At 53.3% G+C, this 22,696-nt stretch carries 19 protein-coding genes; 12 read left to right on the top strand and 7 right to left on the bottom strand.

The window, feature by feature from the left end:
* Positions 1-83: 83 nt before the first annotated feature.
* Genes HMPREF0576_RS02345 through HMPREF0576_RS02355 form a run of 3 tightly spaced genes read right to left on the bottom strand, consistent with a single transcriptional unit; the run spans position 84 to position 4,660 of the window.
* Positions 84-1,385, bottom strand: a complete 1,302-nt coding sequence (locus tag HMPREF0576_RS02345; RefSeq protein WP_004010546.1) for a hypothetical protein — start codon at positions 1,383-1,385, stop codon at positions 84-86.
* Positions 1,385-2,926, bottom strand: coding sequence for a hypothetical protein (locus tag HMPREF0576_RS02350; protein WP_004010547.1), 1,542 nt, complete (start codon positions 2,924-2,926; stop codon positions 1,385-1,387). Before HMPREF0576_RS02350 ends, HMPREF0576_RS02345 begins: the two co-directional genes overlap by 1 nt.
* Positions 2,927-2,935: 9 nt before the next feature.
* Positions 2,936-4,660 (bottom strand): hypothetical protein, encoded by a 1,725-nt coding sequence (locus HMPREF0576_RS02355; protein ID WP_004010548.1) that lies wholly within the window; start codon positions 4,658-4,660, stop codon positions 2,936-2,938.
* A gap of 118 nt (positions 4,661-4,778) precedes the next feature.
* Here HMPREF0576_RS02355 and HMPREF0576_RS02360 point away from each other — a divergent pair, with 118 nt between their 5' ends.
* Positions 4,779-6,203 carry a hypothetical protein gene (locus HMPREF0576_RS02360; protein WP_245527309.1) on the top strand — a complete coding sequence of 475 codons (1,425 nt, stop codon included), beginning with the start codon at positions 4,779-4,781 and terminating at the stop codon, positions 6,201-6,203.
* Between the two features lie 27 nt (positions 6,204-6,230).
* Here HMPREF0576_RS02360 and HMPREF0576_RS02365 read toward each other — a convergent pair whose 3' ends face one another.
* The 3 genes from HMPREF0576_RS02365 to HMPREF0576_RS02375 form a co-directional block, all read right to left on the bottom strand.
* Positions 6,231-7,022 carry an amino acid ABC transporter ATP-binding protein gene (locus tag HMPREF0576_RS02365; protein WP_004010551.1) on the bottom strand — a complete coding sequence of 264 codons (792 nt, stop codon included), beginning with the start codon at positions 7,020-7,022 and terminating at the stop codon, positions 6,231-6,233.
* A gap of 1 nt (position 7,023) precedes the next feature.
* Positions 7,024-7,677: an amino acid ABC transporter permease gene (locus HMPREF0576_RS02370; RefSeq protein ID WP_004009733.1), complete on the bottom strand. Its 654-nt coding sequence runs from the start codon at positions 7,675-7,677 to the stop codon at positions 7,024-7,026.
* A gap of 87 nt (positions 7,678-7,764) precedes the next feature.
* A complete protein-coding gene (locus HMPREF0576_RS02375; RefSeq protein WP_036324177.1) occupies positions 7,765-8,592 on the bottom strand; it encodes an amino acid ABC transporter substrate-binding protein in 828 nt (275 codons plus the stop codon).
* 216 nt (positions 8,593-8,808) lie between these two features.
* Between HMPREF0576_RS02375 and ftsZ the strand changes: the two genes are divergently transcribed.
* The 7 genes from ftsZ (at position 8,809) to dnaE (ending at position 17,496) form a co-directional block, all read left to right on the top strand.
* Entirely contained in the window at positions 8,809-10,338 is a 1,530-nt protein-coding gene (ftsZ, locus tag HMPREF0576_RS02380; protein ID WP_004010553.1) for a cell division protein FtsZ, read from the top strand.
* Positions 10,339-10,559: 221 nt separating this feature from the next.
* Positions 10,560-11,012: a cell division protein SepF gene (locus tag HMPREF0576_RS02385; RefSeq protein ID WP_004006639.1), complete on the top strand. Its 453-nt coding sequence runs from the start codon at positions 10,560-10,562 to the stop codon at positions 11,010-11,012.
* A 104-nt stretch (positions 11,013-11,116) separates the two neighbouring features.
* On the top strand, positions 11,117-11,416 hold the full coding sequence (locus HMPREF0576_RS02390) for a YggT family protein (protein ID WP_004009727.1): 300 nt from the start codon (positions 11,117-11,119) through the stop codon (positions 11,414-11,416).
* Positions 11,417-11,606: 190 nt separating this feature from the next.
* Positions 11,607-12,194, top strand: coding sequence for a DivIVA domain-containing protein (locus tag HMPREF0576_RS02395; protein ID WP_036324486.1), 588 nt, complete (start codon positions 11,607-11,609; stop codon positions 12,192-12,194).
* A 1-nt stretch (position 12,195) separates the two neighbouring features.
* On the top strand, positions 12,196-12,819 hold the full coding sequence (locus HMPREF0576_RS02400; RefSeq protein WP_004010556.1) for a signal peptidase II: 624 nt from the start codon (positions 12,196-12,198) through the stop codon (positions 12,817-12,819).
* A complete protein-coding gene (locus HMPREF0576_RS02405) occupies positions 12,816-13,730 on the top strand; it encodes an RluA family pseudouridine synthase (RefSeq protein WP_004010557.1) in 915 nt (304 codons plus the stop codon). The genes HMPREF0576_RS02400 and HMPREF0576_RS02405 overlap by 4 nt, the downstream gene beginning before the upstream one ends.
* An 85-nt stretch (positions 13,731-13,815) precedes the next feature.
* The gene (dnaE, locus tag HMPREF0576_RS02410) at positions 13,816-17,496 is read left to right on the top strand and encodes a DNA polymerase III subunit alpha (protein WP_004010558.1); all 3,681 of its coding nucleotides are present in this window, start codon (positions 13,816-13,818) and stop codon (positions 17,494-17,496) included.
* 46 nt (positions 17,497-17,542) lie between these two features.
* Here the strand turns inward: dnaE and HMPREF0576_RS02415 are convergent, their stop codons facing one another.
* Positions 17,543-18,256, bottom strand: coding sequence for a FadR/GntR family transcriptional regulator (locus tag HMPREF0576_RS02415; RefSeq protein ID WP_004010559.1), 714 nt, complete (start codon positions 18,254-18,256; stop codon positions 17,543-17,545).
* 132 nt (positions 18,257-18,388) lie between these two features.
* Between HMPREF0576_RS02415 and HMPREF0576_RS02420 the strand changes: the two genes are divergently transcribed.
* The 4 genes from HMPREF0576_RS02420 to HMPREF0576_RS02435 are packed head-to-tail and all read left to right on the top strand — an operon-like array spanning position 18,389 to position 22,685.
* Positions 18,389-19,591: an aminotransferase class V-fold PLP-dependent enzyme gene (locus tag HMPREF0576_RS02420; protein WP_004010560.1), complete on the top strand. Its 1,203-nt coding sequence runs from the start codon at positions 18,389-18,391 to the stop codon at positions 19,589-19,591.
* Positions 19,592-19,613: 22 nt separating this feature from the next.
* Positions 19,614-20,909 (top strand): ABC transporter substrate-binding protein, encoded by a 1,296-nt coding sequence (locus HMPREF0576_RS02425; protein WP_004010561.1) that lies wholly within the window; start codon positions 19,614-19,616, stop codon positions 20,907-20,909.
* A 5-nt stretch (positions 20,910-20,914) separates the two neighbouring features.
* Positions 20,915-21,859, top strand: a complete 945-nt coding sequence (locus HMPREF0576_RS02430) for a carbohydrate ABC transporter permease (protein WP_004010562.1) — start codon at positions 20,915-20,917, stop codon at positions 21,857-21,859.
* Positions 21,860-21,896: 37 nt separating this feature from the next.
* Positions 21,897-22,685, top strand: a complete 789-nt coding sequence (locus HMPREF0576_RS02435) for a carbohydrate ABC transporter permease (RefSeq protein ID WP_245527310.1) — start codon at positions 21,897-21,899, stop codon at positions 22,683-22,685.
* Positions 22,686-22,696 lie beyond the last annotated feature (11 nt).

Here is a 22,696-nt window from a genome sequence, read left to right on the forward strand (position 1 = left end):
TTGTGACGTGAGATCGCAATTTACAAAATCCGTCTGACAGAGGACTCTCAGGACGGAAAACCACCCCAAAAGTGTGCGTCTGATTATTTTCGGGTGCGAATCCACAGACGGTCGAATTCCCAGGCGGAGAGTTCCGCAGCGACTTCGCCGTGGCGTTCCATGCCGTGCAGTAACTCCCCGGCTTCGCGCAGCAGCGAGAGCGCCCAATGAATGGTGGTTTCTCGGTCCGACCCGGCGGAATAAACCAGTTGTACCGCGCATTTTCGCAGGTAGCGGGCCCGCAAAAGCGGTCGTTCGCTGTACAAATCCGCAGCGCAACCATAGAGCCCAGCGGCGCGGATGCCCTGCAGATCGCGTGCTGCCAAATCCGCGGCGATAACCGTAAATTCTTGCTCCAGTGCCAGATTCCCGTGGCGCTGCGCCCACGCTGAAACTTCCTCAGCATATTCAATGCCTTTTTTGGCGCGCCCCATCCGCGCCAGCGAACGAGCCAGCACTGCTTTGACGCCGATGCGACGGGATTCTCCCAGATTCAGCTGGTCAAAAAGCCGGAGAGTCTCTATACCGTGGGAAATGACGTCTTGGTCCAGATGCATTTCGGCATCGAGATCAGTTCGAGTGGCGCTCAGCAGGGCTTGCTGGAGCAGCAGCCCCTTCGATTTGGCCTGCTGGAATAACGTTTTTACCCGATTCAGGGCAGCGGCGTAGTTCCCGCTATCCTGATCCATTTGCAGACGAAACATTCCGATGGTCATGCGGGCGCCCTGCAGATCAGAAAAAATCCCCGGGTTGCCCTCTAAATCGTCAAGAAAAAACAGTGCCTGCTCCCGCTGCCCTTGAGCCAGATAGATTTTCACCTGTAACAGAGCGGAATCCAGACGAATCCGGGCTGAGCTGACCGCAGCCTCACCGCGGAGAATCTGGGCGGCTCGCAAATCCCCCAATTCCAGCAGGCTGTTTGCTAAAAGCACCAAGGATTCAGATTTTTCTAATGAATCAGGAACTCTGGCGAGGAATTTAATCAGCTGTGCTGCGGTCTCGGAAGCCTCCGCCGGAGGAATCTGAGGCAATAGTAGGGCGTGTGCCTGCGCCAGGGCATAGGTAGCCCCCCTCAAATCGTCTCGATGATGACACCACACTGCGACTTGTTTCCAGATGGAGGCTGCCGCGCCGTTCTCACCGCGGGCTACCAGCATATCTGCCCATAGGCGCAGAATATTCAGATTTTCTGTCTCGCTTCGACTCGGGCTGGGAACAAAAGGTTCAGCAAGAGGGAAAGCCTGCAGGGCATAAGCCAGCAGACGCAGACTGACGGAATGCGACGAGGTGGCATACTGGCTGGCCAAATCCGGCAGCAGCAGCGTAATATCCATCCGATTTGCCATTACGCTTTTCCCTCCTCGGACGAGTCTGACGGTGGTGGTGCACTTTCGTTAGGCACAATCGAAGTGTCCGCGTCACCCTCGACACTCGCCATCCAGGTGCGCAGTTCATTCCATTTAGCAAGTTCCTGCGCAGCGAGTTCGCGTTCTCCCTCCGGAGTGGACATCAACAGCGAAAGCGCCTCCTCCAAAAGGTCCTTTGCTAGAGACAGTGCAGTCCTTGCTTCAATAGATTTAACATCCGGAGTAATCTCTAGGTGCTGTAGCGTTTCCGCTTCCAGTCTCGCGGCGGGGTCGTCCGGGAATGGCGCACAGGAATCCTCGGGCAGCTCCCGACGCGGAGGTTTCAGACCTACGGTCTCTAAAATCGCCGCGGACTCTTTACGTAGGAAGCGGGCTCGCAGCGATATTTCACCACCGGCTAGTTCCGCGCAGAATCCGTAAAGATTAGCGGCACGAGCCTGATCTCCGCTAGCTCTGGCAGATTTAGCTCCCATTTCAAACAGCACAATGGCGGTATCTACGTCCCCGTGTTCCCGAGCTCGCGTGCCGGCAATCTCAGCGCAATTAACCGCCTGAATATGCCGCCCTAAACTGGCCAAACTTTGAACCAAGACAATGTCCAAAGTCCTCACGACCTCGTTATTGATACCGAGATCGTGAGCTACATCCAGAGCCCAGGACGCTAAATCAACCACGATTTCCGTTTTGTTCAGTTCCACCAGGGAAGAAATCTGTTCCATTGCCGCAATCACAGCCATGTAGGGCAGGTCATAGTCGCGGCACAGGTCGGTCACAATCCGGAGGTGATTGGCGGCATCTACGTGACGACCTATGGCTCGATACCAGGTCCCTAAGAACTCGCGCACCTCGACTTGTAACGCCAGTGGGTCTTCGGAATCGCGCCCTAATATAAGTTCCCCGAATTCCAAAGCCTCATCAATCTGCCCACAGCAAGCCAGCAGCACGGCATCAGCCAGGTCCAAACTGGCTTTGAGAGATTCTTTTTCAGGACAGATAACCCGAGCTTGATCCAGGGTCTCCCGGCCATCAGCATTGGCTCCAATGAGAGCAAAACCGTGCACCAGATGGGCGAGAGTTGCCGTGGACAAATCCGGATTTTGTGCCATAGCTGCGGGATTATCCAAAAGCAGATTCACGATGTCTCGCAAATCCTGACGAATATCTCCCACAAAAGGTGAGCCGTGCTCGGTGTCATCATCGAGACGGAAAGATCGATCCACGTGCAGCTGCGCCAGGGCGGCCGCTTGGGACACTATGTCGCCCGCCCCCGCGGCTTGGGTAGCCGCGAACTTAAAGATAGCCCGACAGGCGCTGACATCCCCCAAAGCATCTAAAATGGTTGCCCGCAGTCGCAGGAACGAGATAGCGTGGCGAGGCGCCACCGCGCTCAGAGGAGCATTCGGAAAAGCCTGCAGCATCCGGTCCGCGAGCCGCCACGCATAAGATCCGGTCGCATCCGTATACGCTTCACACAGCTCATCCAGAGAATCCGGAACAGGAGGTAAAGCGAAACGTTGCATGAAGAAAGTTTATCCCGCCAACAGGGACAAATCGTCCAAGAGCGCGCGAGGTTTGCCCGAAATAGTAGCATCTATAAACTCGTCAGCTCGCACCAGCCAGTTACGCGCCACACTCAAATCGTCCAACTGCCAATAAGCCTGCACCAGGTAGCACGCCAAACGCAGCGACTGACGGTGATCGTCCACTCGTTCACCGATTTCCAGCAGCAGTTCACCCGTATCTATAACCTCGTTCCACTTGCCGGCCGCGGCCAAGAAAGCCACCCGGTTTGTCCCCAGCACCAAGCGTTCTTTATCGGCAGAAATCGCAGCTGGCAGCGCTGAAAAATCAATCGACTCCTCAAAGGCTCGCAGCTGTTTCTCGACGGCAGAGGCCTGTTGAAAGTCCAACAAATGAAACTCTGGAACAGGTTGATGCGCCCAAGACGGATCGTCTAGCTCTGGCAGCACCCATTCTGGACTGTTTTCGCTCAACCCCTGTTCGGCAAGCAGATTCTTTACGCCAAAACGGACTCGCAAAAGGTCTTTCACCGCAGCGAAAGAACACAGGGGAGCTTCGTGCAGACTCTGGGTGACCCTTGTGGACATGGTGTTGTTAGCGTTACGGAAGTCAAAAGCTAACGCAAGTTTCATGGCTACCGATTCCAACCGGGCTTGTGCCAGCGCTAAAGTATCCGCCGGACTGAGACTCTCGAAGGAGAGCCAACGATTCGACCCGTTGATAGCAAATCCGAGGGGCGGCACTTTGGTGCCCGTCCCAATAAAAGCCCCCACGGCGCGGGAGAGGAAAGCTGCCGCGGAGCGGGTCGCCACCAGTAAATCCCAAGGATCCTCAGGATTAGCGAACCATTGCGCATGGGCTTCCAGCAGTTCCAAGCCTTCGGGAATGTTCCACGTCGCCGCGCAAAAACGCAGGTGAGAAGCAATGTCGCCGAGGTATTGGGAAGTTTCGGTTTGGTGACGGTAAGAACGTTCGTGAGCGCGCCACGCCGCATCACCTTCGCCTGCCCAAGACAGTGGCAGCATCAGGAGGGGATTGATGTCATCCGGTTGAATGCACTGCCAGTCAGCGGCAGCGCACCGCTCCAAAGCATCGCGATAGAGGGAGAGCGCTTGGGGAAACTCCGAAGCGTTGACAGCCCAGGCGATGCGGGAACGATAATGGTGCAGGGGACAGTCCGCCTCGTCGCGAACTTCCCGGGGTAGTTCTTCCAAAGCAGAAATAATATCGAGAGCTTCGCGAGCGGCTTCGCGATGTCCCCGTCCCAACTCCACCTGGTGTCGGGTAATCCAGCGGGAACGTAAGGAAATCCCCGCTTCAGTCGTAAAGTATTCCATCCAGTAGGTCAAGTGTTCGAGGAGTTTCGCGCTTACGCCGGGGTGTCGGGCTGCCAAGGTAGGAATTTGCAGCAGCTGTTGGGCGATGACCTGGGTTTGAGTTTCGTTCGGGACCATTTGCCCGTGCGCGACCTGCTGTAGCACCCACGACAGGGTCGCCAAGGCGGATTCGGAGTCGCCGGATTCGAGGGCATCCCACACGACTTCCAGGCGGATGGTGGCTTCCACTTCGTCCAGACCGTGTTTTTGAGCCAGAGTCGCCAGTTCTTCCAGGCGATGCAGGCGATCTGTACTCAATGGTTCACGCAAAGCAGTTTCCAGATCATCGCCAATCTGCATGGTCAGAATTTCTGGATCCACTCCGGGGACGAAGCCGTCGGACTCAAAAATGCTCATTAGCACCCATTCTTACATATTCACAAGGTTTCTCGTCCGGTTTCCCGGTGTGTCACACGTGCTAGGACAGCGCGCCCCGGTATGGTGATTTTAACCGGGATAGGTAAGGGGGAGTCTGTTGAGCATAACGTTTTCCGATGATGCTTACTCTTTTGACTCCGCATCTGATGATTCTGCCCCCCACAGCGCGGCGGTGTTGTCCACGCAATTGATGAATGCTGCCTCGATTCCTCCCGGACTGCCACGTACAAAAGCGACTTTAGACGTGGTGAGTGCAGCTCGTGACGCGGGATATGACGATTTGTTGGCAGGAGCTGAAATTGAGCTGATTGGCTGCTATCTGGAAGGTCGGAATCCCGGCAAGGCTTTGGAAGCATTTTCTTCAACGCTGACCCGCCTGTTGCATCGCCCGGAACTGTATGATTCGCGTCAGTTGGAGCAACTCTCTCGCTTCTATCCCGAGGTCATCGAGAGTGCCTGTACACACCCTGATGTCCCCCTGTCCCTGCTGAATCATTTATTGGCTGGCTTGCAGGCTTTCCAAGCTAGCCTTGGTCCCTCGCCGGCTGCCGGGGATTACCTGCGTCATCGGATGCGGGAAGCCTTGGGGAACCCTGCTGAGGAACGGTATTTTTTGGATCGTGCTATCGACCGGATTACTCCCGCGGATCATCCGGCTCTGGGGCGCGCGATAGATATTTCGCAGGTGGCACTGGCTTGGGAGCATCATCCCGACCAGGCCTTGCAGGTGTCGTGGCGGATGTTGACTCACGAGATTCCGGCTCCGCAAAAGGCGCGGTTGCTGCGGGTGATGCTACCGGGGCTGGTCGCCGCTGATGCTTGGCAGGTTGCCTGGGAAGCGCACTTGGTGGCTTATGAATATGATCGTGAGAACTCCCGGCTTTCCGAGCTGTGCGAACACTTTCAATTTCTAGCGGTGGCAGGGATGTGGTCACGCCTGCTCCTGTTACTGGAGCGGCACCTGGGGTTGATTCGTCAGGCTCACGACCCGTGGGATTTATTGGTCGGGATGCGTGCCCTCGTCGGGGCTTTAGAAGCGTTGGATTGGGCTGGATATGGGAGGTATTCCCTGAAGGTGTCGTTGGCTTCGACTTCGCGTTTCCACGAGATTCCTGCCTTGGTGCACCCAACTGTGGCACAGGCTCGCGATTCACTGGGACAGGCTGCTGCCACGCTGGCAGCCCGGTATGATGAGCGCAACGGCAATGTTGAAGTGTCGTCGTCTTTGGGGTTGCTGGATTCTCACCTGCTTCCCGACGGTTTGTTGCTGCAGGGAACCGAAGGGGACGCGCGGTTTATGGCGCGGCTGTTGCGGGCGAGGGCTCTCTTGGAATGCAACCAGGGTTTTGACGCTTTGCTGCTGCTGGGAGGACTGGAACAGACGAACTTCCCCTCCGTGCGACGTCTGGGTCCCGAGATTCGGATGCTGACCTCCTTGGCGCGGATGCAGATGTCTCATGATTCTGCCAGCGCCGCGGAATCATCGGCTGCCGAATCCTCCTCGGAATCTCAATCTGCCTAGCCTTCTGCGGCTTCGGCGAAAGCAACATTACCGTGGCTGCTCGCCCTGCAGCTTGTGCAGGAATTGGCGAGTCCGTTCCTGAGTAGGGTGGTGAATGAGCTGTTCCGCGGGACCTTCTTCCAACACGGTGCCGCCGTCCATGAAAACGGCACGGTCCGCAACTTGGGCGGCGAACTCCATCTCGTGAGTGACGATGACCATAGTCATTCGTTCGTCAGCCAGAGAGCGGATAATAGCCAAGATTTCGCCAGTGAGTTCAGGATCTAGCGCGGAAGTTGGCTCGTCAAAATACAGCATCCGCGGCTTCAACGCGAGCGCCCGAGCGATGGCCACGCGCTGCTTTTGACCTCCGCTCAGCTCAGAGGGGTAAGCATTGCCTTTATCTCCCAAGTTCATGCGTTCCAAGAGCTGGTGGGCTTCGGCGCGAACCTCGGTTGGATTGCGATGCTGCACTTTAATCGGGGCATCGGTGAGGTTGCGCATGACATTCCAGTGGGGGAACAGGTTGAAGTTCTGGAACACCAGCCCGTAATCATGCCGGAACCGTTTCTCGTCGCCACTCGAGGTTTTTTCACCATTTTTCATGCTCAGGGCAGTTTCTCCGAAGTACTCGATGCTTCCGGTATCCATGCGATCCAGGAACGTGGCGCAACGCAGTAAGGTGGACTTGCCCGAACCGGAAGGACCCAGAATCGCCAGGATCTCGCCCTGCTCGACCTGTATGCAGACTCCCTTCAGGACTTCCAGGTTGCCGAAGCTCTTGTGCATGTCTTTGATGGATAGTGCGGTGCTCATGTTTTCCTGCTTTGCTGGTGACATCTCAGATTTGGTATTTGCTGACGCGTTTTTCCAACTTGTTCATGGTCATAGCCACCACCATGTTAAAGACGTAATAGAAAATCCCGGCAGCGACGAAAGGTGCCATCGAAGCGGTGGTGGAGGCATATTCCCTGGCAATGGAAAACATTTCCAGGAAAGAAATGACTTGGGCCAGGGAAGTGTCCTTGACCAGGGTGATGACTTCGTTGGTGATGGAAGGCAGTACCGTGCGAAACATTTGGGGCAGCTTGATGGTATAGAAAGTGCGCTGCTGGGAGTACCCCAGTACAAAGGCCGCTTCAGTTTGACCCTGGGGGATAGCTTGGAAACCGCCGCGATAGATTTCGGCAAAATAGGCTGCGTAGTTGACGGAAAAAGCGATGATGGCTGCCCAGAAGTTGTATGACGCGCTGATAGGCACTTTGAACAGGTAATACGGTCCGAAATACACGACCATGAGCTGCAGCATCAGGGGAGTGCCGCGCATAATCGAGATATAGAACTGCACTATCCAGTTCAGGGGTTTAAACGGAACCACGCGTCCGGCATACACCAGCAATCCCAAGGGAAGGGAAAGTATCAGGGTCAGCGCGAACAGAATCACGGTGCGACCAAAGCCCAGGGTCAGCTCAGGAAGAAAAGTCCACTCGTTCATAATGTATTCTCAAGCCGAGGAGTTTGCGGTGCCGCTGGTTACGGTACCTAGGAAATCGCGGCACCACAAACTCACTTTTGCATACGTTTACTTGTTGATAACGGCTTTTTCTAAGCCGTATTTCTGGGCGAGTTCCATGAACTTGCCGTCTGCTTTCATCTGGTCCAGGGTGGTTTGTACCTGGTCACGCAAGGCTTTATTGCCGAGTTTGAAGCCTATGCCGTACTGTTCGGTTTGCACCGGTTTTTCCATAATGGTGTACATGCCCTTTTGTCGTGTCTCCAGTTGATAGTTGGCGACCCCTAGGTCCACGACTACCGCATCAGCAGCTCCCGCTTCCAAACTCATGAATGCGTTGTTGTAGTCGGGAACTTTATTGAGGGTCTTAAACGAAGCGAGCAATTCCTTGTTCGATTCGTCCTCGAGGGCTGCTAAACCGGATGAATCAGCTTGCACAATGACGGTCTTGCCTGCCAGGTCTGCAGCATCTTTCAGGTTGTCGGCGCTGCGCGTCACAAAGACGATGGAGTTATCCACATAAGGCTTTGACCAAGTGTATTTGTCCTCGCGACCGTTCATGGTGAAACCGTTCCACAAGCAGTCCACTGAACCTGAAGAGAGCTGCATATCTTTGGAATCCCAGTCGATAGGTTTCTTTTCTAGGGTCCAGTGGTTGCGCTTCGCTACTTCGGTCGCTAAATCCATGTCAAAACCGGTATATTCCCCGGTTTTTTCGTCTTTGTAACCGTAAGGGGGAAAGTTTGCGTCGAAGCCGACCACAAACTTGTCGCCGGCGCTTTTCGCCACATTGTCACCCGCGTTACCGGCATTGTTACTTGCCGCACTGCCGCAACCAGCTAAAGAAAAAGCCAGGGCGAAACCCGCTGCTACGCTGACAATTTTTTTGAAGACCATTGTTTTTCCTTTAGATAGTGAAAAAGTTGTTTTTGTCTTTTGCAGTCTAACAGTGCGGTCGCCGGGAATTAAACCGTGACGGAAATTTGGGTAATTCCAAAACACGCCGAAGTGCATCCCGGTTAATCGCATAACACTCACTAAATTTCTGGCGTCAAAAAGGCGGCGTTACTTTAACCCTTAAGTTCAAGGTTAAGGTTGGAAGGGGAAACCATTATGGAACCAGCACCACTGGCAGTCATCCGTGTCGTAGGCGTCGGGGGCGGCGGTGTCAATGCGGTGAACCGAATGATTGAATCAAATCTGCGTGGCGTGGAGTTCATCGCGATTAACACCGACGCACAGGCACTGCTCATGTCAGACGCGGACGTCAAACTTGAGATTGGCAGAGAGTCCACTCGCGGATTGGGTGCGGGAGCTGATCCGGAAGTTGGCAAGGCTGCCGCAACTGCTCACGAGGACGATATTCGTGAGGTGCTGCGCGACTCTAACATGGTTTTTGTCACCGCTGGAGAAGGCGGCGGCACCGGTACAGGGGCGGCACCGATTGTGGCAGGTATCGCTCGCGAACTCGGGGCTTTGACCATTGGCGTGGTCACCCGACCCTTCCAGTTTGAGGGGCGCCGTCGGGAACAGCAAGCTGATCGAGGCATCGAGGCGCTGCGCGAACAAGTCGATGCCCTCATCGTGATTCCGAACCAGCGTCTGTTGGAATCCACGGAGGAGAACCTCTCGGTTTTGGAGGCTTTCCGTGCTGCTGACCAGGTCTTGCAATCTTCCGTGCAGGGCATTACCGAAATCATCACCATCCCGGGCACTATCAACGTTGACTTTGCTGATGTGACCACCACTTTGAAAGACGCCAAGACCGCTCTGATGGGCATCGGGACGGCTACCGGTCCGGACCGTGCACGCGTTTCGGTTGATATGGCGATTTCTTCACCGCTGTTAGAAAGCTCTATGGACGGCGCTGACCGCGTACTTATTTTCTTCCAAGGCGGAACAGACATGGGCATGCAAGAAATGAACGATGCTGCCGAGATGGTTCGTGAACTCGCCGATCAGGACGCTAACGTCATTATCGGCTATGCCCCGAACGAAGAATTTGCCGATGAGATTAAAGTGACGGTTATCGCCGCGGGTTTCGGAAGTAAGGATGCGAGCGCAGCTTCTGCGCGGGTCGTCCAGACTTCCGCTATTTCCCGCACCGCGGCGCGTCCCGCCCCGGCTGCACCGAGTGCCAAGTCGGCGGTGCCAACTCGGAATAGTGAACCGAGCGAGCCTCGACCCGCGTCCCAGCCTAGTGCAGAAACTCCTGCAGCCCCGCAACCTGCCCCGGCACCGGCTGCCGCCCCGGCTCCGGCTGAGCCCGCTGCAGAGAAAGAAGAAATTCTTGACGGAATAGAAGCTCGGCTGGCACAGCATCGCCATGAGCCGGCAGCAAAAGTCCCGGAGCTGAAAGCGCCGAAGTTCCCTGCGGGAACCGAAGCAGTGGGCAGCTTGCGCCCCAAAGCAGAGCAACACAAACCGGAGATTAAACTCACCGGTTTGAACGGAATTCCTGACGCGAAACACGAGCCTCTGGCTGTCACCTCCGGGATTCGTCCGGTATCTCCCGATGCGGCAAGCCTGCCGGATTACGTGGACTCCTCGCGTGAACAGCGGGCTCCGGCACTGCGCCTGGAACACGTATTCGATGATATTGCGGGAGACGATGAGCTCGACATACCGGACTTCTTGAAATAAATCTGCCGTGCGCAGGCGGTAATGCTGGCGCGGCTGAAGACTTTTTCCTATCTCCCAATAGAAGCCGTTCCCGTCGTTGACTACCAGTCAGCGACGGGGCGGTTTTTGCATTTTCTCGCTCCGATTGGCGACACTCCGTAAAAATTCCCCAATAAACACCGGTTATCGCGTAACCTCGTTCCAGTTGTCTAAAAATACAATCGAGACCTAGGGGAGAAAATATGGGGCTGGCGTTGCGTAACGTTTTAGAGAAAGTCGGTTTGCGGGAACCCGACGTCGATGATTACGAAGACGAGGAATTTATCGAAGACGAGACTCCTTTGGGCGAGCTGCACGAATTTCCCGGCTCTACAGAATCTGAAGCTGCGCCGGAAGCTCCGGTGGAGGCTCCAGTTGTCACTATTGACCGGATTAAGACCGCCAAGCCCACGACGTATTCCGATGCCAAAGAAATCGGCGATTACCTGCGCGACAACGTTCCAGTCATCCTCAATCTTGCTTATCTTTCAGTCAAGGAAGCGCAGCGTATGGTTGATTTTGCATCAGGTTTGACTTACGGTCTGCGCGGTTCTTTCGAGGAAGTTGGCACCCGAGTTTTCTTGCTTTCCCCCCAGAACCTTAAAACTATTGAGGACACACCAAAATCCTCGACTTCTCTGTTGCAGACTTTGTGACCACCAGTTTCCTTCCATCCTGAGGTTCCCCCGTCGCGTCCCCGTGGCGAGGGAATCTCAATCTGTCCGGTCTGCGACTCTCAGGTAGGATGTGTGCTGTGAGTATGGTGCAACTGCTTGGTCTGGTTATTTATTACGTGATAAATGTTTATGTTTTTATACTGATTTTGCGGGTAGTTCTGGACTGGGTACAGATTCTGGCCAGAGACTGGCGTCCCCGGGGAATTATTTTGGTGTTAGCTAACTTGATTTATGCCCTGACAGATCCGCCGGTACGCTTCTTGGGGCGCTTAATCCCCCCGCTACGCATAGGCGGATTGGCTCTTGACATGGGATTTATGGTGCTCTTCATATTGCTGTTCGTGGTGCAAAGGGTGGCAGTCAATATTGCTTTTATGGTTTAGTTGCCACGTTTTCGCTTTTGACGGTCCGCGGAATTAGCAAATTTCCCCCTTTTCGGAGTAAGTTTTAAACCTCAGTATTCACACAAGTAACAAAAAATGTGTAACAATGTCTTTTGTACAAAACGTGCGAATGCCCAAGAGGCTTTGGAAATCGGGGCGCAAGCCCCCTGACACGGACGAGGTGACGAATATGGCGTTGCTCACCACAGATGACATCGTCAACAAGAAGTTTCAGCCCACGAAATTCCGCGAAGGCTATGACCAAGATGAAGTGGACGATTTCTTGGACGAGGTGGTGAATACCCTCGATACCCTGACTAAAGAGCGTGACTCGCTCCGGGCCGAGCTGGATGAAGCAAACCGCAAGATTGCTGAACTGAGCAGCGGTGTGGCGCCAGTGGCGGAAACAGTTTCCGAACCGGTTGTTCCGGAACCTGCCCCGGTGGCAGAACCCGCTCCGGCTACGGGCGAGGTTCCCGAATCGACTTCTGCTGTCTCCATGCTGGATATGGCGCAGCGCCTGCACGACGAATACGTGCAAGACGGTCAAAAGAAGGGCGAAGAGATTATTGCCGATGCCCGCGTCGAAGCTGATCGCATCGTTGCCGAGGCGGAGCAAGAACATACCCGGGTACTGACTCAGTTGGAGCAGGAGCGTGGCATGTTGGAGCGCAAGATCGAAGAACTCAAGACTTTCGAATCAGAATACCGCTCCAAGATGAGTTCTTTCCTGGAAGGTATTCTTTCGGACTTGGCGAACTCTGCCCCGACCAACTAAATTGGCGCTCGCAATCAAACTTGCCCCGCAGTCAACGTGGCACCCCTTCCGGGTCTCACGTTGGCTGCTGGTCATTTTTATCGGATTGATTATTGGTGCGGTTGACCAAGTCACGAAAGCTCTGGCGGGTAACTTGCTGCCCTCCGACGGAACTGCATTGCCTTTGCTCGGATCTTGGGTTTCCTTGCACGTGACGCACAATTCCGGGGCGGCATTGTCGTTGCTCGACTCGGCCACGATAGTTGTCACGGTGTTGAGTTGCATTTTGACTCTCGTTTTACTCGTGCTGGCGTTGATGACCCCCAATAGTATCTGGGCTGGCGTTTTAGCGGTCATTGCCGGTGGCGGGTTGAGCAATATTGTGGATCGAGGTCGCGGCAACCCGTGGGGAACTGGTGCGGTCATTGACTTTATTGACTACTTTGGGTGGTTCGTAGGTAATGTGGCCGACATCTTTGTGGTTGTCGGGGTTGTGGTGGTGTTCGTGTTGATGTTGCGAGGCGCGCCGCTGGGTGTGGTGTGGTTACGGCATGCAGACATCGCAGTGGCCCTTGAAAACGGGAAATCCGTCCAGGGCAAGCACGGTGTTTACATTTTCATAGAGGAAGCAAAGGACGCCTCGTGAGTCGCTTGTTGCCGGTTCCAGAAGGGTTGGCGGGGTTGCGGGCTGACATTGGCCTGTCGCGGCTGCTGGGGCTGTCACGAGCAAAAGCAGGAGCCTTGTTAGAATCCGGAGCGGTCATACAAGACGGGGAAACTCTCAAGAAATCCGATCAGCTCGCCGCTGGCAATCTGCTGGAAATCGATATTCCCGAGCCTACCGGCTATGTTCCCGAAGTCACTCGCGTGGATAACTTGGGAATTTTATATGCCGATGATGATTTGGTGGTGGTGGACAAGCCAGCCGGGGTCGCCGCTCATACCGGTCCCGGTTGGGAGGGTCCCACAGTAGTCGGGGCGCTGCGAGCTGCGGGGATTCGGGTGTCGACCTCCGGTCCAGTGGAACGTGAAGGAATCGTGCATCGTCTGGACGCGGGAACCTCGGGAGCGATGGTTGTCGCAAAATCAGAACTCGCCTACGGAAAACTGAAAAATGAGTTTCGGTATCACCGGGTCGAAAAAATTTATACCGCCCTCGCCACGGGAGGAGTGAAACCCCCGGTGGGAACCATTGATGCCCCTATTGGGCGAGCGCCGGGGCGCGAGTTTAAGATGGCGGTTGTCTCCGGGGGAAAGCCCGCGGTAACGCACTATGACGTCATCGAGGAGCTTCCGGGCGCAACCCTGTTGAAAGTCCAGCTAGAGACGGGGAGAACCCACCAGATTCGCGTGCATCTCGCGGCTATCGGACATCCCTTGGTGGGGGACACGGAATACGGGGCGGATCGGAAGACAGCTGCCCGGCTGGGGCTGGAGCGGCAATGGCTGCACGCCAGTAGGCTGGCGTTTAAGCATCCGCGAACCGGGCTAGAAGTCGCAGTGCAGGCTCCGTTACCAGCTGATTTAGCGACCGCTGTAGAGCTTTTGCGCCAATAATCAAACTGGAATCTGCGAGCCACATCCTCACCGGAGAGACTGGGACCTTTCAGGTTCGGCGTGCAAAATCGACTAAGATTAATCCATGCCTAGTTCCGAATTCGTCCACCTTCACGTCCACACTGATTACTCGATTTTGGATGGGGCAGCAAAGATTAAGCGGCTGGTTGCTAAAGCGGTAGAAAACCAGCAGAAAGCCGTGGCGATTACCGACCACGGTTACCTATTCGGGGCTTTTGAGTTTTATCAAGAATGCCGTAACGCCGGAATCAAACCCATTATTGGTTTGGAAGCTTATGTCACGCCGGGAACTTCGCGTTTTGACACCACGCGGGTGCAGTGGGGGACTTTGGAACAGCAAAAGGCCGGTGACGACGTGTCCGCTCGTGGCGCCTACACGCATATGACACTGCTGTCCCACACGACTGAGGGGATGCACAACCTGTTTCGGCTCGGTTCTTATGCCTCCCTGGACGGTCAGATGGGGAAATGGCCGCGGGCTGACCGGGAACTGTTGGAGCGCTATCACGAGGGACTCATCGGCACAGCAGGATGTCCCTCTGGAGAGGTCCAGACGCGGCTGCGTTTGGGGCAGTATCAGGAAGCCGTGCGTGCCGCCGGGGAACTGCAAGATATTTTTGGCAAAGACTATTTCTATGTGGAACTGATGGATCACGGGTTGTCCATCGAAAACCGTGTGCGGAAAGACCTGCTGCGCTTAGCTCGAGAAATCAACGCACCCGTCATCGCAACCAACGACTCCCACTATGTTTATAAGGAAGACCGGGAGATTCAGGATGCCATGCTGTGCATCAACTCCGGGGATCGTCTGTCTAACCCGGATCGGTTCCGCTTTGACGGTACGGATTATTATCTGCGCCCCAGCGAGGAAATGCATGAACTGTTTGCGGAAATCCCCGAAGCCCTAGATAACACCCTGTTGATTGCGGAACAGTGCAATGTCGAATTTCCAGACGTGAAAGAGGGCACCTTCATGCCGGTGTTCCCGGTACCTGCCGGGGAAGATGAAGTGTCCTGGTTCATCAAGGAAGTCGAACGCGGTTTACAGTATCGTTTCCCAAATGGCATTTCTGAAGAAGTCAGGAAACGTGCCGACTACGAAGTCGAGATTATTGTGCAGATGGGATTCCCGTCGTACTTCCTGATTGTTTCAGACTACATTCAGTGGGCTAAAGACAACGGGATTAGAGTCGGACCGGGGCGTGGCTCCGGCGCAGGTTCCATGGTTGCCTATGCGATGCGCATCACGGACCTGGATCCCATCAAGCACGGGCTGTTGTTTGAACGTTTCCTCAATCCCGAGCGGGTGTCCATGCCGGATATCGACGTGGACTTTGACGACCGCCGTCGTCAGGACGTAATCGACTACGTGACCCGCAAATACGGCAAGGACAAAGTGTCCCAGGTCGTGACCTACGGCACGATTAAATCAAAGCAAGCTCTTAAAGACGCGGCGCGGATTTCGGGCGCGGATTTCTCAAAAGGGGAGAAACTCACCAAGGCAATGCCACCGGCGGTCATGGGCAAGGATATTCCCCTGTCAGGCATGTATAACCCGCAACATCCGCGTTACAAAGAAGCCGAAGAGTTCCGCAAAGTCGTGGCGGAGGATCCCTTTAATCGCCAAATTTTCGACCTGGCAGCCGGGGTGGAAGGCATGGTTCGCCAGTGGGGGGTACACGCCTGCGCGGTCATCATGTCTCGAGAAACCTTGACGGACGTCATTCCAATGATGAAACGCCCGCAAGACGGAGCCATGATTACCCAGTTCGACTACCCTACTTGTGAGCACCTCGGTCTGCTTAAGATGGACTTCCTGGGGCTAAAGAACCTCACCATTATTTCCGACGCCCTGGACAACATCAAGATTAACGGCAATACTCCTCCCGATTTGGAACGCTTGGACGTCGATGACAAGGCGACTTATGAACTGTTGTCCACCGGAGAGACCCTGGGCGTGTTCCAGCTCGATGGTGGGGGAATGCGCACCCTGCTGAAGCAGCTGCGACCCACCGAGTTCGATGATATTTCCGCTCTGGTGGCACTGTATCGACCCGGACCGATGGGCGCGAATTCCCACACGAACTATGCATTACGGAAAAACGGACTGCAAAAGATTGAGCCAATTCATAGTGAGCTGGAAGAACCCCTCAAGGATATCCTTGGCTATACGTACGGTCTGATTATCTACCAAGAACAGGTCATGGCTATCGCCCAAAAGGTCGCCGGGTTCACCCTGGGGCAGGCTGATATTTTGCGTAAAGCCATGGGGAAAAAGAAAAAAGACGTCCTGGACAAGCAATACGTGAAGTTCCACGATGGAATGATTGAACACGGTTATTCCGAGGATTGTTGTGAAACCCTGTGGGGAATCCTGGTGCCCTTCGCCGACTACGCATTTAACAAATCCCACTCCGCGGCATACGGGCTGATAGCATACTGGACCGCCTATCTAAAGGCAAACTTCCCGACCGAGTATATGGCGGCGGTGCTGACCACCCAGACGGATAAAGACAAACTGGGGATGTACCTGAACGAGGTGCGCCGAATGGGAATCAAGGTCTTGCCTCCCGATGTGAACCAGTCTTACGGGGTTTTTGCACCTGATGGAAATGACATTCGTTTCGGACTGGCCTCAATCCGTAACGTTGGTGAAAACGTGGTGGCAGAAATCATCAAAGCACGCCAAGAAAAAGGTGCCTACACGTCCTTTTCCGATTTCCTGAAAAAGGTTCCGGCGGAAGTCTGCAATAAGCGCACCATCGGTTCACTGATTAAGGCTGGAGCTTTTGATGCTTTCGGGGCGCCGCGCAGCGCTCTCACCGCGATTCATGAGCAGGCAGTGGAAGCTGTGGTGTCCACGAAACGGCAAGAGTCCAACGGGCAGTTCGACCTGTTCGCTGCCCTCGAGATGGAGGGGACAGAGTCCCCGGACAATCTGTTAGGTTCAGCCAGTATCGATATTCCGGATATTTCTGAGTGGCCCAAAAACGAACTGCTCGCTTTTGAACGTGAAATGTTGGGCATGTACGTCTCGGATCATCCGCTGTCAGGCATGAATCGGGTATTGGAAGGCTTGGCTGAAGACCGGATTGTTGATCTGACTTCGGACGAGGGGAAAGGCAACGATTCCCCGGTTAAGATTGCCGGTCTGGTGACCGCGGTGAATGTTAAAATTTCCAAACGGTCTGGACAGCAGTGGGCGATTGCCAAAATCGAAGACATGACCGGTTCCGTGGAAGTGTTGTTCTTTGCGAAAACCTATGAAAACATTGCCGGTGACCTGGTCCAGGATAATATCGTGGTGGTCGGCGGACGGCTGCGCCGCGAGGATGAATCTGTCTCGATTTATGCCAGTGACCTGAGCGTACCCAAGATGTCGCTCCATCTGGATCACTTGGATGAGGTTGAGTTATTGCTTCCTGCCGAGCGCTGCACGAAAGAAAACATGCGTGCCTTTGGGGCTCTGCTGGAACGTTTTCCCGGTCAGGCTCCGGTACGTTTACATATCCTGGAGGAAGGGGAACTCCAAGTTTTGGATTTGGGACCCGAACGCCGGGTTAACGCCGGTCCGGACTTCCTGGGCGAGCTGCGTGCCATGCTGGGATATGACTCGATTATCACACCGGGAACTAACCCCTTGGAATCCAACGCGGCAGCTGAAGTTGCTAAACTTTCTCCGGTTAATCCTCTTGCAGAGCAGAGACCGTCGGGTACGACTTTATTTGATGCATCCAGCCTCTAGCCTGTTACTGTATCCTAGAAACGGCGGTCTTTTCATGAATTTGCATTTAGATATCTTCGAAGTTATATGAAAAAAGGTCTGGATTCGGGCGGTAAGTCTCCAACCAGGTTTTAGTGGTGTGAACGTGAGCTTGTGCCAAAAATGATGCTCGTTCAGGGTCCCGTTTTTTGATTGCTTGAACAATCTCTAGGTGGGCGCTATCACTAACTTTTTTCAAATCTAGTCTTTCAGGATTTTCATAAATGTGGTAATCTCTACCGCGTTGACGCAGCACTTTGAGCAGAGAAATGATGGCTTGGTCATTCGCGGCACTGGTTATGAGCTTGTGAAAATCTGTATCAAGGATTTGTGCTTCGTATCCGGGATTGCATTTCCTCAAATCCATTGCTATTCGTTCAAGTTCCTCGATTTGAATGTCTGAGAGTCTCGCTGCTGCTTGGGAGGCACAGTAGCCTTCCAGTATTTCCCTAAGGGTGAATAATTCGATGAAAGAATCAAGGGGTAACAGCGGAACGATAGCGGTAAGTGCATCCACCACGTTTTTTGGCGTTAGTTGGGATACGCGCGCGCTAGCATTCCTTTTTAGATTTAACACTCCAGCCACGCTCAGCATTTTCTGGGCCTCCCGCAGCGAGCTGCGTGAAACTTTAAAGCGTTCGCACAGCTCAATCTCGGAGGGGAGAGCCTGCCCTGGTTTTATTTCTCCAGTGGCAATCATTCTGCACAGACCCAAGCGGGCTTGTTCTACTGCATCTTGCATAGTTCTACCTTACAAGTAAAAGGTCCTAGCACTTCTAAAATCTGAACTGTCAGACAATTAAGTAAAAATTGCGAAAATTATCTCTATTTATTTCTTTAGGTGTTAGAATTGCCAGACAAGGAGGTTTGAACAATGAAGTTCCCCACTATATACCCGTATAACTCAGGTCCCAGCTGGTCTCTCGATCCCAGATGCAAACATCTCAATCACGGTTCCTTCGGTGCAGTACCTGTGGAGGTGCAGGCTGAACAAAATCGGCTTCGTACATTGATGGAACAAAACCCTGTGAGCTGGTTTTCGGCAGCTCACGAGCGGGTAGGTGGTGCGCGCGAGGAAATGGCGAGGCTGCTGGGGGTGGATTCCTCACACCTTGCTTTTGTTTTCAACGTTTCGGCGGGTGCGTCCGTTGTTTACCAGAGATTTATGTCGCGAGGTCCTGTTCACACTCTGGTTACGGATCACGGTTATGGTGCGGTTTCGATGGGGGCTAGGCGTTTGTCTCAGCGTACAGGAGGAACTTTCAATGTGGTTTCTGTTCCTTTGAATGCCACTTCGGCAGAAGTAGTGGATATTCTTACAGAAAAGATGCAAAACACCCCACGCGGATTGCTTGTTATCGATCAGATTACGTCAGCCACAGCCCGACGTTTTCCGGCTAACGAGATTTGTAAAAAGGCTCGGGAACTAGGATTTGCCACCCTAGTGGACGGGGCACATTCCCTCGGCGTTTTGGAAAATCCAATTTCCCTCGACGCGGATTACTGGGTTGGTAACTTGCATAAATTTGCTTGCGCGCCACGCGGTGCAGCTTTGCTATATTCAAGGGATGCTGATCAAGAGCTATTCCCCTTAATTGATTCCTGGGGTGCTGAGCTCGAATTTCCTAGGCGTTTTGACCACACAGGAACTATGGACACCACGGCGTGGCTCACCGCACCATTTGCCTGGAGCCTCATCGACAAGATGGTTGGTTGGGATAATGTTAGGGAGTGGTCTAGTCATCTAGCTGATGAAGGCGAGAAAATCCTTGATGCGCCGCTGCGTCAGTGGATGGACAATCCTTTTCCCGATGTAGGGCAGAAGGTTGGTCCACTGCGATTGGTGCGATTACCGCTTGGCTTGGGACAGACGCGTGAACAAAGCGATGCGTTGCGTATTCCGCTCATTGAAGCCACGGGAATAGCACTTTCCTTCACAAGTTTCCACGGTCAAGGTTTTCTTCGCTTTTCAACCCATATATATAACTCGTTGTCGGATTTTGACTATCTTGCCAGCGAAGGTATCCCCCTGCTGTACCAATGGGCGAGCCAGAATTCGACTGAATCCAACATATGAACAACAAAGAATAGGAGGAATAATGCGTAAACACATCGCCGTGTTAATTGCAGCCTCATTTGCCCTGGCACTTGGGCTTACTGGTTGCAGCTCAAGTAGTGGAGATGACTCACAAGGACTGGTTAAGCTCCAGATGGTTGAGTCACTAACTAATCCGGCTCGTACCGAGTTGATTCGAGGTCTGCTGAAGGATTTTGAAAAAGAACATCCAAATATCAAGGTAGAGTTGATTTCTCCACCAACGGAGCAAGCAGACCAAAAAATTCAGCAAATGCTTCAATCCGGTTCCGGGGTTGATGTTTTGGAAGTTCGTGACCTGACTGTTGGACCTTTCAGTAATAATGGCTGGCTTTACGACATGGCTCCGGATCTTAAAAACTGGGATGGTTTCGATAAGCTCACCAATCAGGCTCAAAAATTCACCGTCAATGCTGATGGGAAATCTTACTTCATTCCTTATGGTTTCTACGGTCTGAGTCTGTTCTACCGAACTGACTTGGTGAAACAGGCCGGCTTCGAGGGGGCGCCAAAGTCCTGGGAGGAATTGACGGAGCAGGCCGCTAAGATTCAGAGTCCTGCGCAAAATCGCTACGGTTACGCCTTCCGCGGGGGTCCAAACTCAGCTGGGCAATTGATGAGTATTCTCGAAGCCTACAATGCAGATAACCTCGACATAGCCAACGCATACAAGGTTAAAAGTGGTAAGACGATTTTTGCGACCCCGGAGTCTAAAACCGCTTTGGATAAATACGTGGAGCTATACAAGACAGGTTCTCCAGAGTCCTCAGTTTCCTGGGGGTATGCTGAAATGGTGCAGGGTTTCACCAATGGCTCTACCGCGTTTTTACTTCAGGATCCTGAGGTTATTGCTACGGTGAAGGAATCATCCCTGTCTGAAGACCAGTGGGGTGTGGCGCCCAATCCGGTGGGACCGACGGGGAAAGCAGCCTGGCCAATGGCTACGGCGGGCTGGGGCGTGACTCAGTTCTCTAAGCACAAAACTGAGGCAGTGGAACTGGTGAAATGGTTGGCTGGGGATTCTTCCACGACTTTTGCGAAGGAAAACTCTCTCGTGCCGATTCTTCAGGCTGCCGGGGAAGACGAATTCTTCAAAACCGGTCCCTGGGCTGCTTACGTAGAAATGACATCTAACCCGGATACCTGGATCTCCGTTGAGGAACCTCGTGGGGTTGCTTGGTGGACCGAATGGATGCAGCGTTCAGAAGCTGATTTACAGAAAGTTCTCCTGAACCAGATGACCGCCTCCCAGATGCTCTCGGGGTGGGATAAATTCTGGACAGAAAAGTGGCAAGGGTAGCTGCGATGTTCTCAGGGAAGAAAGCTGTGGGTGCGTCTGCTGAAGTCGGGCGCGCCCACAGCCGGCGCCCGTTTTCGAGCAGGTTCGCCCTGACGATAATGGTATTTCTAGCGCCCGCTTTCATCTTCGTAGCTATCTTCACCTACTACCCGATGCTACGTGGTGCCCAGATGGCATTCCGAAAATGGGACTTGTGGAATCTTAACGACACGCCATTTGTTGGTTTCGGTAACTTCCAGCAACTCATTTTTAATCCTCTGTTTCTGCACACAATGGTGAACTCTCTCATCTGGGTGGTGGTATCTATCATTCCCCAGTTCGTAATCGGGTTCTTAATAGCCTTAGCTCTACGCAATCGCTTCAGGTTCAGAGGCTTGTATCAAGCTGTTATTTTTTACCCCTGGGCGGTGTCAGGGTTCTTGATTGGCATACTCTTCAGGTGGATGTTTAACAGTGAATTTGGCGTGTTTAATGATTTGTTAATGCGAGCCGGTATTGTAGATTCTCCCGTTCCATGGCTGGCAAAACCAGAATTAGCATTCGTTGCCGTGATTATCGCGAACATCTGGTATGGGGTGGCTTTCTTCGCAATTATGATTCTGGCTGCGTTGCAATCTGTGCCTCAAGATATGTTGGAGGCGGCGGCAATAGACGGCGCGAGTCGTATACGCGCCCTGTTCAGCATAATCATTCCTTCGATTCGTTCAACCTTGATACTCACAATCCTGCTGCGAATAATCTGGATTTTTAACTTTCCGGATATTATTTACGCCATGACGGGAGGGGGTCCTGGTAACCAGACACATATCGCAACGACTTGGATGATTCAGTTCACCCAACAAGGCAGTTATGGCTTGGCTTCCGCACTCGGCTTCATCATTGTTGGCGTACTTACGGTGTTCACCGGCATGTATCTACTGCTCTTATCAAGGAGTGATGATGCAAAGTAGAACCCCCATGTACCTAAAGATAATAAAAGTCTGCGGCTTGACCCTATGGTTTGTCATTACAGTGTTCCCGCTTTACTGGATTCTCCTCACATCCTTTAAGCCAGCAAGTCAAATCGCCGAATATCCTGTTCGATATTGGCCCAGAGTCTTTTCTATAGAGAACTACGTGAATCTCTTTTCCAAGGCTCAGTTCGGAACCTATATGTTCAACTCTTTGACAGTGTCTCTGCTTGGGTCGATTGTTGCCACATTGATTGCCCTTCTCAGCGGCTACACATTGTCGCGTTTTACTTTTCGGTCAAAAGGAGCGGTACTAATCGCATTTCTCGTCACGCAGATGATACCGATGTTTATTGCCCTCGGTCCGCTCTATCAAATGTTCACTACCTTGGGCTTGATTGATACCCGAGCCGGTTTAGTCCTAATCTACATTGCTATGACAATACCTTTTTCCTCGATAATGCTGCGGGGTTTCTTCGATAATGTTCCCGACTCTCTCGAAGAAGCAGCGATGGTAGATGGTTTGAACAGATTCTCCGCTCTATGGCGTATCATTGTGCCGGTTATGCTGCCGGGAATCACAGCGACTTTCATATTTAACTTTGTTAATATCTGGAACGAACTGTTCTTGTCCGTGACACTAATAAACTCGGATTCTAAACGAACAATCCCAACAGCATTGAACAGTTTCATCTCTAGTTTCAACATTGAGTGGGGACCGATGTCCGCTGCTGCCGTGTTAACAATCTTTCCTACTATGATACTGTTTTCTTTCGCTAGTAGGTGGATTGTAGCTGGTCTAACCCAAGGTGCTACTAAGGGATAGCTGTATGATGT

The sequence above is a fragment of the Mobiluncus holmesii ATCC 35242 genome, assembly GCF_000185445.1.
GTDB classification, from domain to species: Bacteria; Actinomycetota; Actinomycetes; order Actinomycetales; family Actinomycetaceae; genus Mobiluncus; species Mobiluncus curtisii.

Bases quoted from the DNA above. Each gene is read 5' to 3' on its own strand.
- ftsZ (WP_004010553.1), top strand. From the start codon at position 8,809: ATGGAACCAGCACCACTGGCAGTCATCCGTGTCGTAGGCGTCGGGGGC.
- HMPREF0576_RS02370 (WP_004009733.1), bottom strand. From the start codon at position 7,677: ATGAACGAGTGGACTTTTCTTCCTGAGCTGACCCTGGGCTTTGGTCGC.
- HMPREF0576_RS02430 (WP_004010562.1), top strand. From the start codon at position 20,915: ATGTTCTCAGGGAAGAAAGCTGTGGGTGCGTCTGCTGAAGTCGGGCGC.
- HMPREF0576_RS02375 (WP_036324177.1), bottom strand. From the start codon at position 8,592: ATGGTCTTCAAAAAAATTGTCAGCGTAGCAGCGGGTTTCGCCCTGGCT.
- HMPREF0576_RS02355 (WP_004010548.1), bottom strand. From the start codon at position 4,660: ATGAGCATTTTTGAGTCCGACGGCTTCGTCCCCGGAGTGGATCCAGAA.
- HMPREF0576_RS02425 (WP_004010561.1), top strand. From the start codon at position 19,614: ATGCGTAAACACATCGCCGTGTTAATTGCAGCCTCATTTGCCCTGGCA.
- HMPREF0576_RS02390 (WP_004009727.1), top strand. From the start codon at position 11,117: ATGGTGCAACTGCTTGGTCTGGTTATTTATTACGTGATAAATGTTTAT.
- HMPREF0576_RS02415 (WP_004010559.1), bottom strand. From the start codon at position 18,256: ATGCAAGATGCAGTAGAACAAGCCCGCTTGGGTCTGTGCAGAATGATT.
- HMPREF0576_RS02420 (WP_004010560.1), top strand. From the start codon at position 18,389: ATGAAGTTCCCCACTATATACCCGTATAACTCAGGTCCCAGCTGGTCT.
- HMPREF0576_RS02345 (WP_004010546.1), bottom strand. From the start codon at position 1,385: ATGGCAAATCGGATGGATATTACGCTGCTGCTGCCGGATTTGGCCAGC.
- HMPREF0576_RS02350 (WP_004010547.1), bottom strand. From the start codon at position 2,926: ATGCAACGTTTCGCTTTACCTCCTGTTCCGGATTCTCTGGATGAGCTG.
- HMPREF0576_RS02395 (WP_036324486.1), top strand. From the start codon at position 11,607: ATGGCGTTGCTCACCACAGATGACATCGTCAACAAGAAGTTTCAGCCC.
- dnaE (WP_004010558.1), top strand. From the start codon at position 13,816: ATGCCTAGTTCCGAATTCGTCCACCTTCACGTCCACACTGATTACTCG.
- HMPREF0576_RS02385 (WP_004006639.1), top strand. From the start codon at position 10,560: ATGGGGCTGGCGTTGCGTAACGTTTTAGAGAAAGTCGGTTTGCGGGAA.
- HMPREF0576_RS02365 (WP_004010551.1), bottom strand. From the start codon at position 7,022: ATGTCACCAGCAAAGCAGGAAAACATGAGCACCGCACTATCCATCAAA.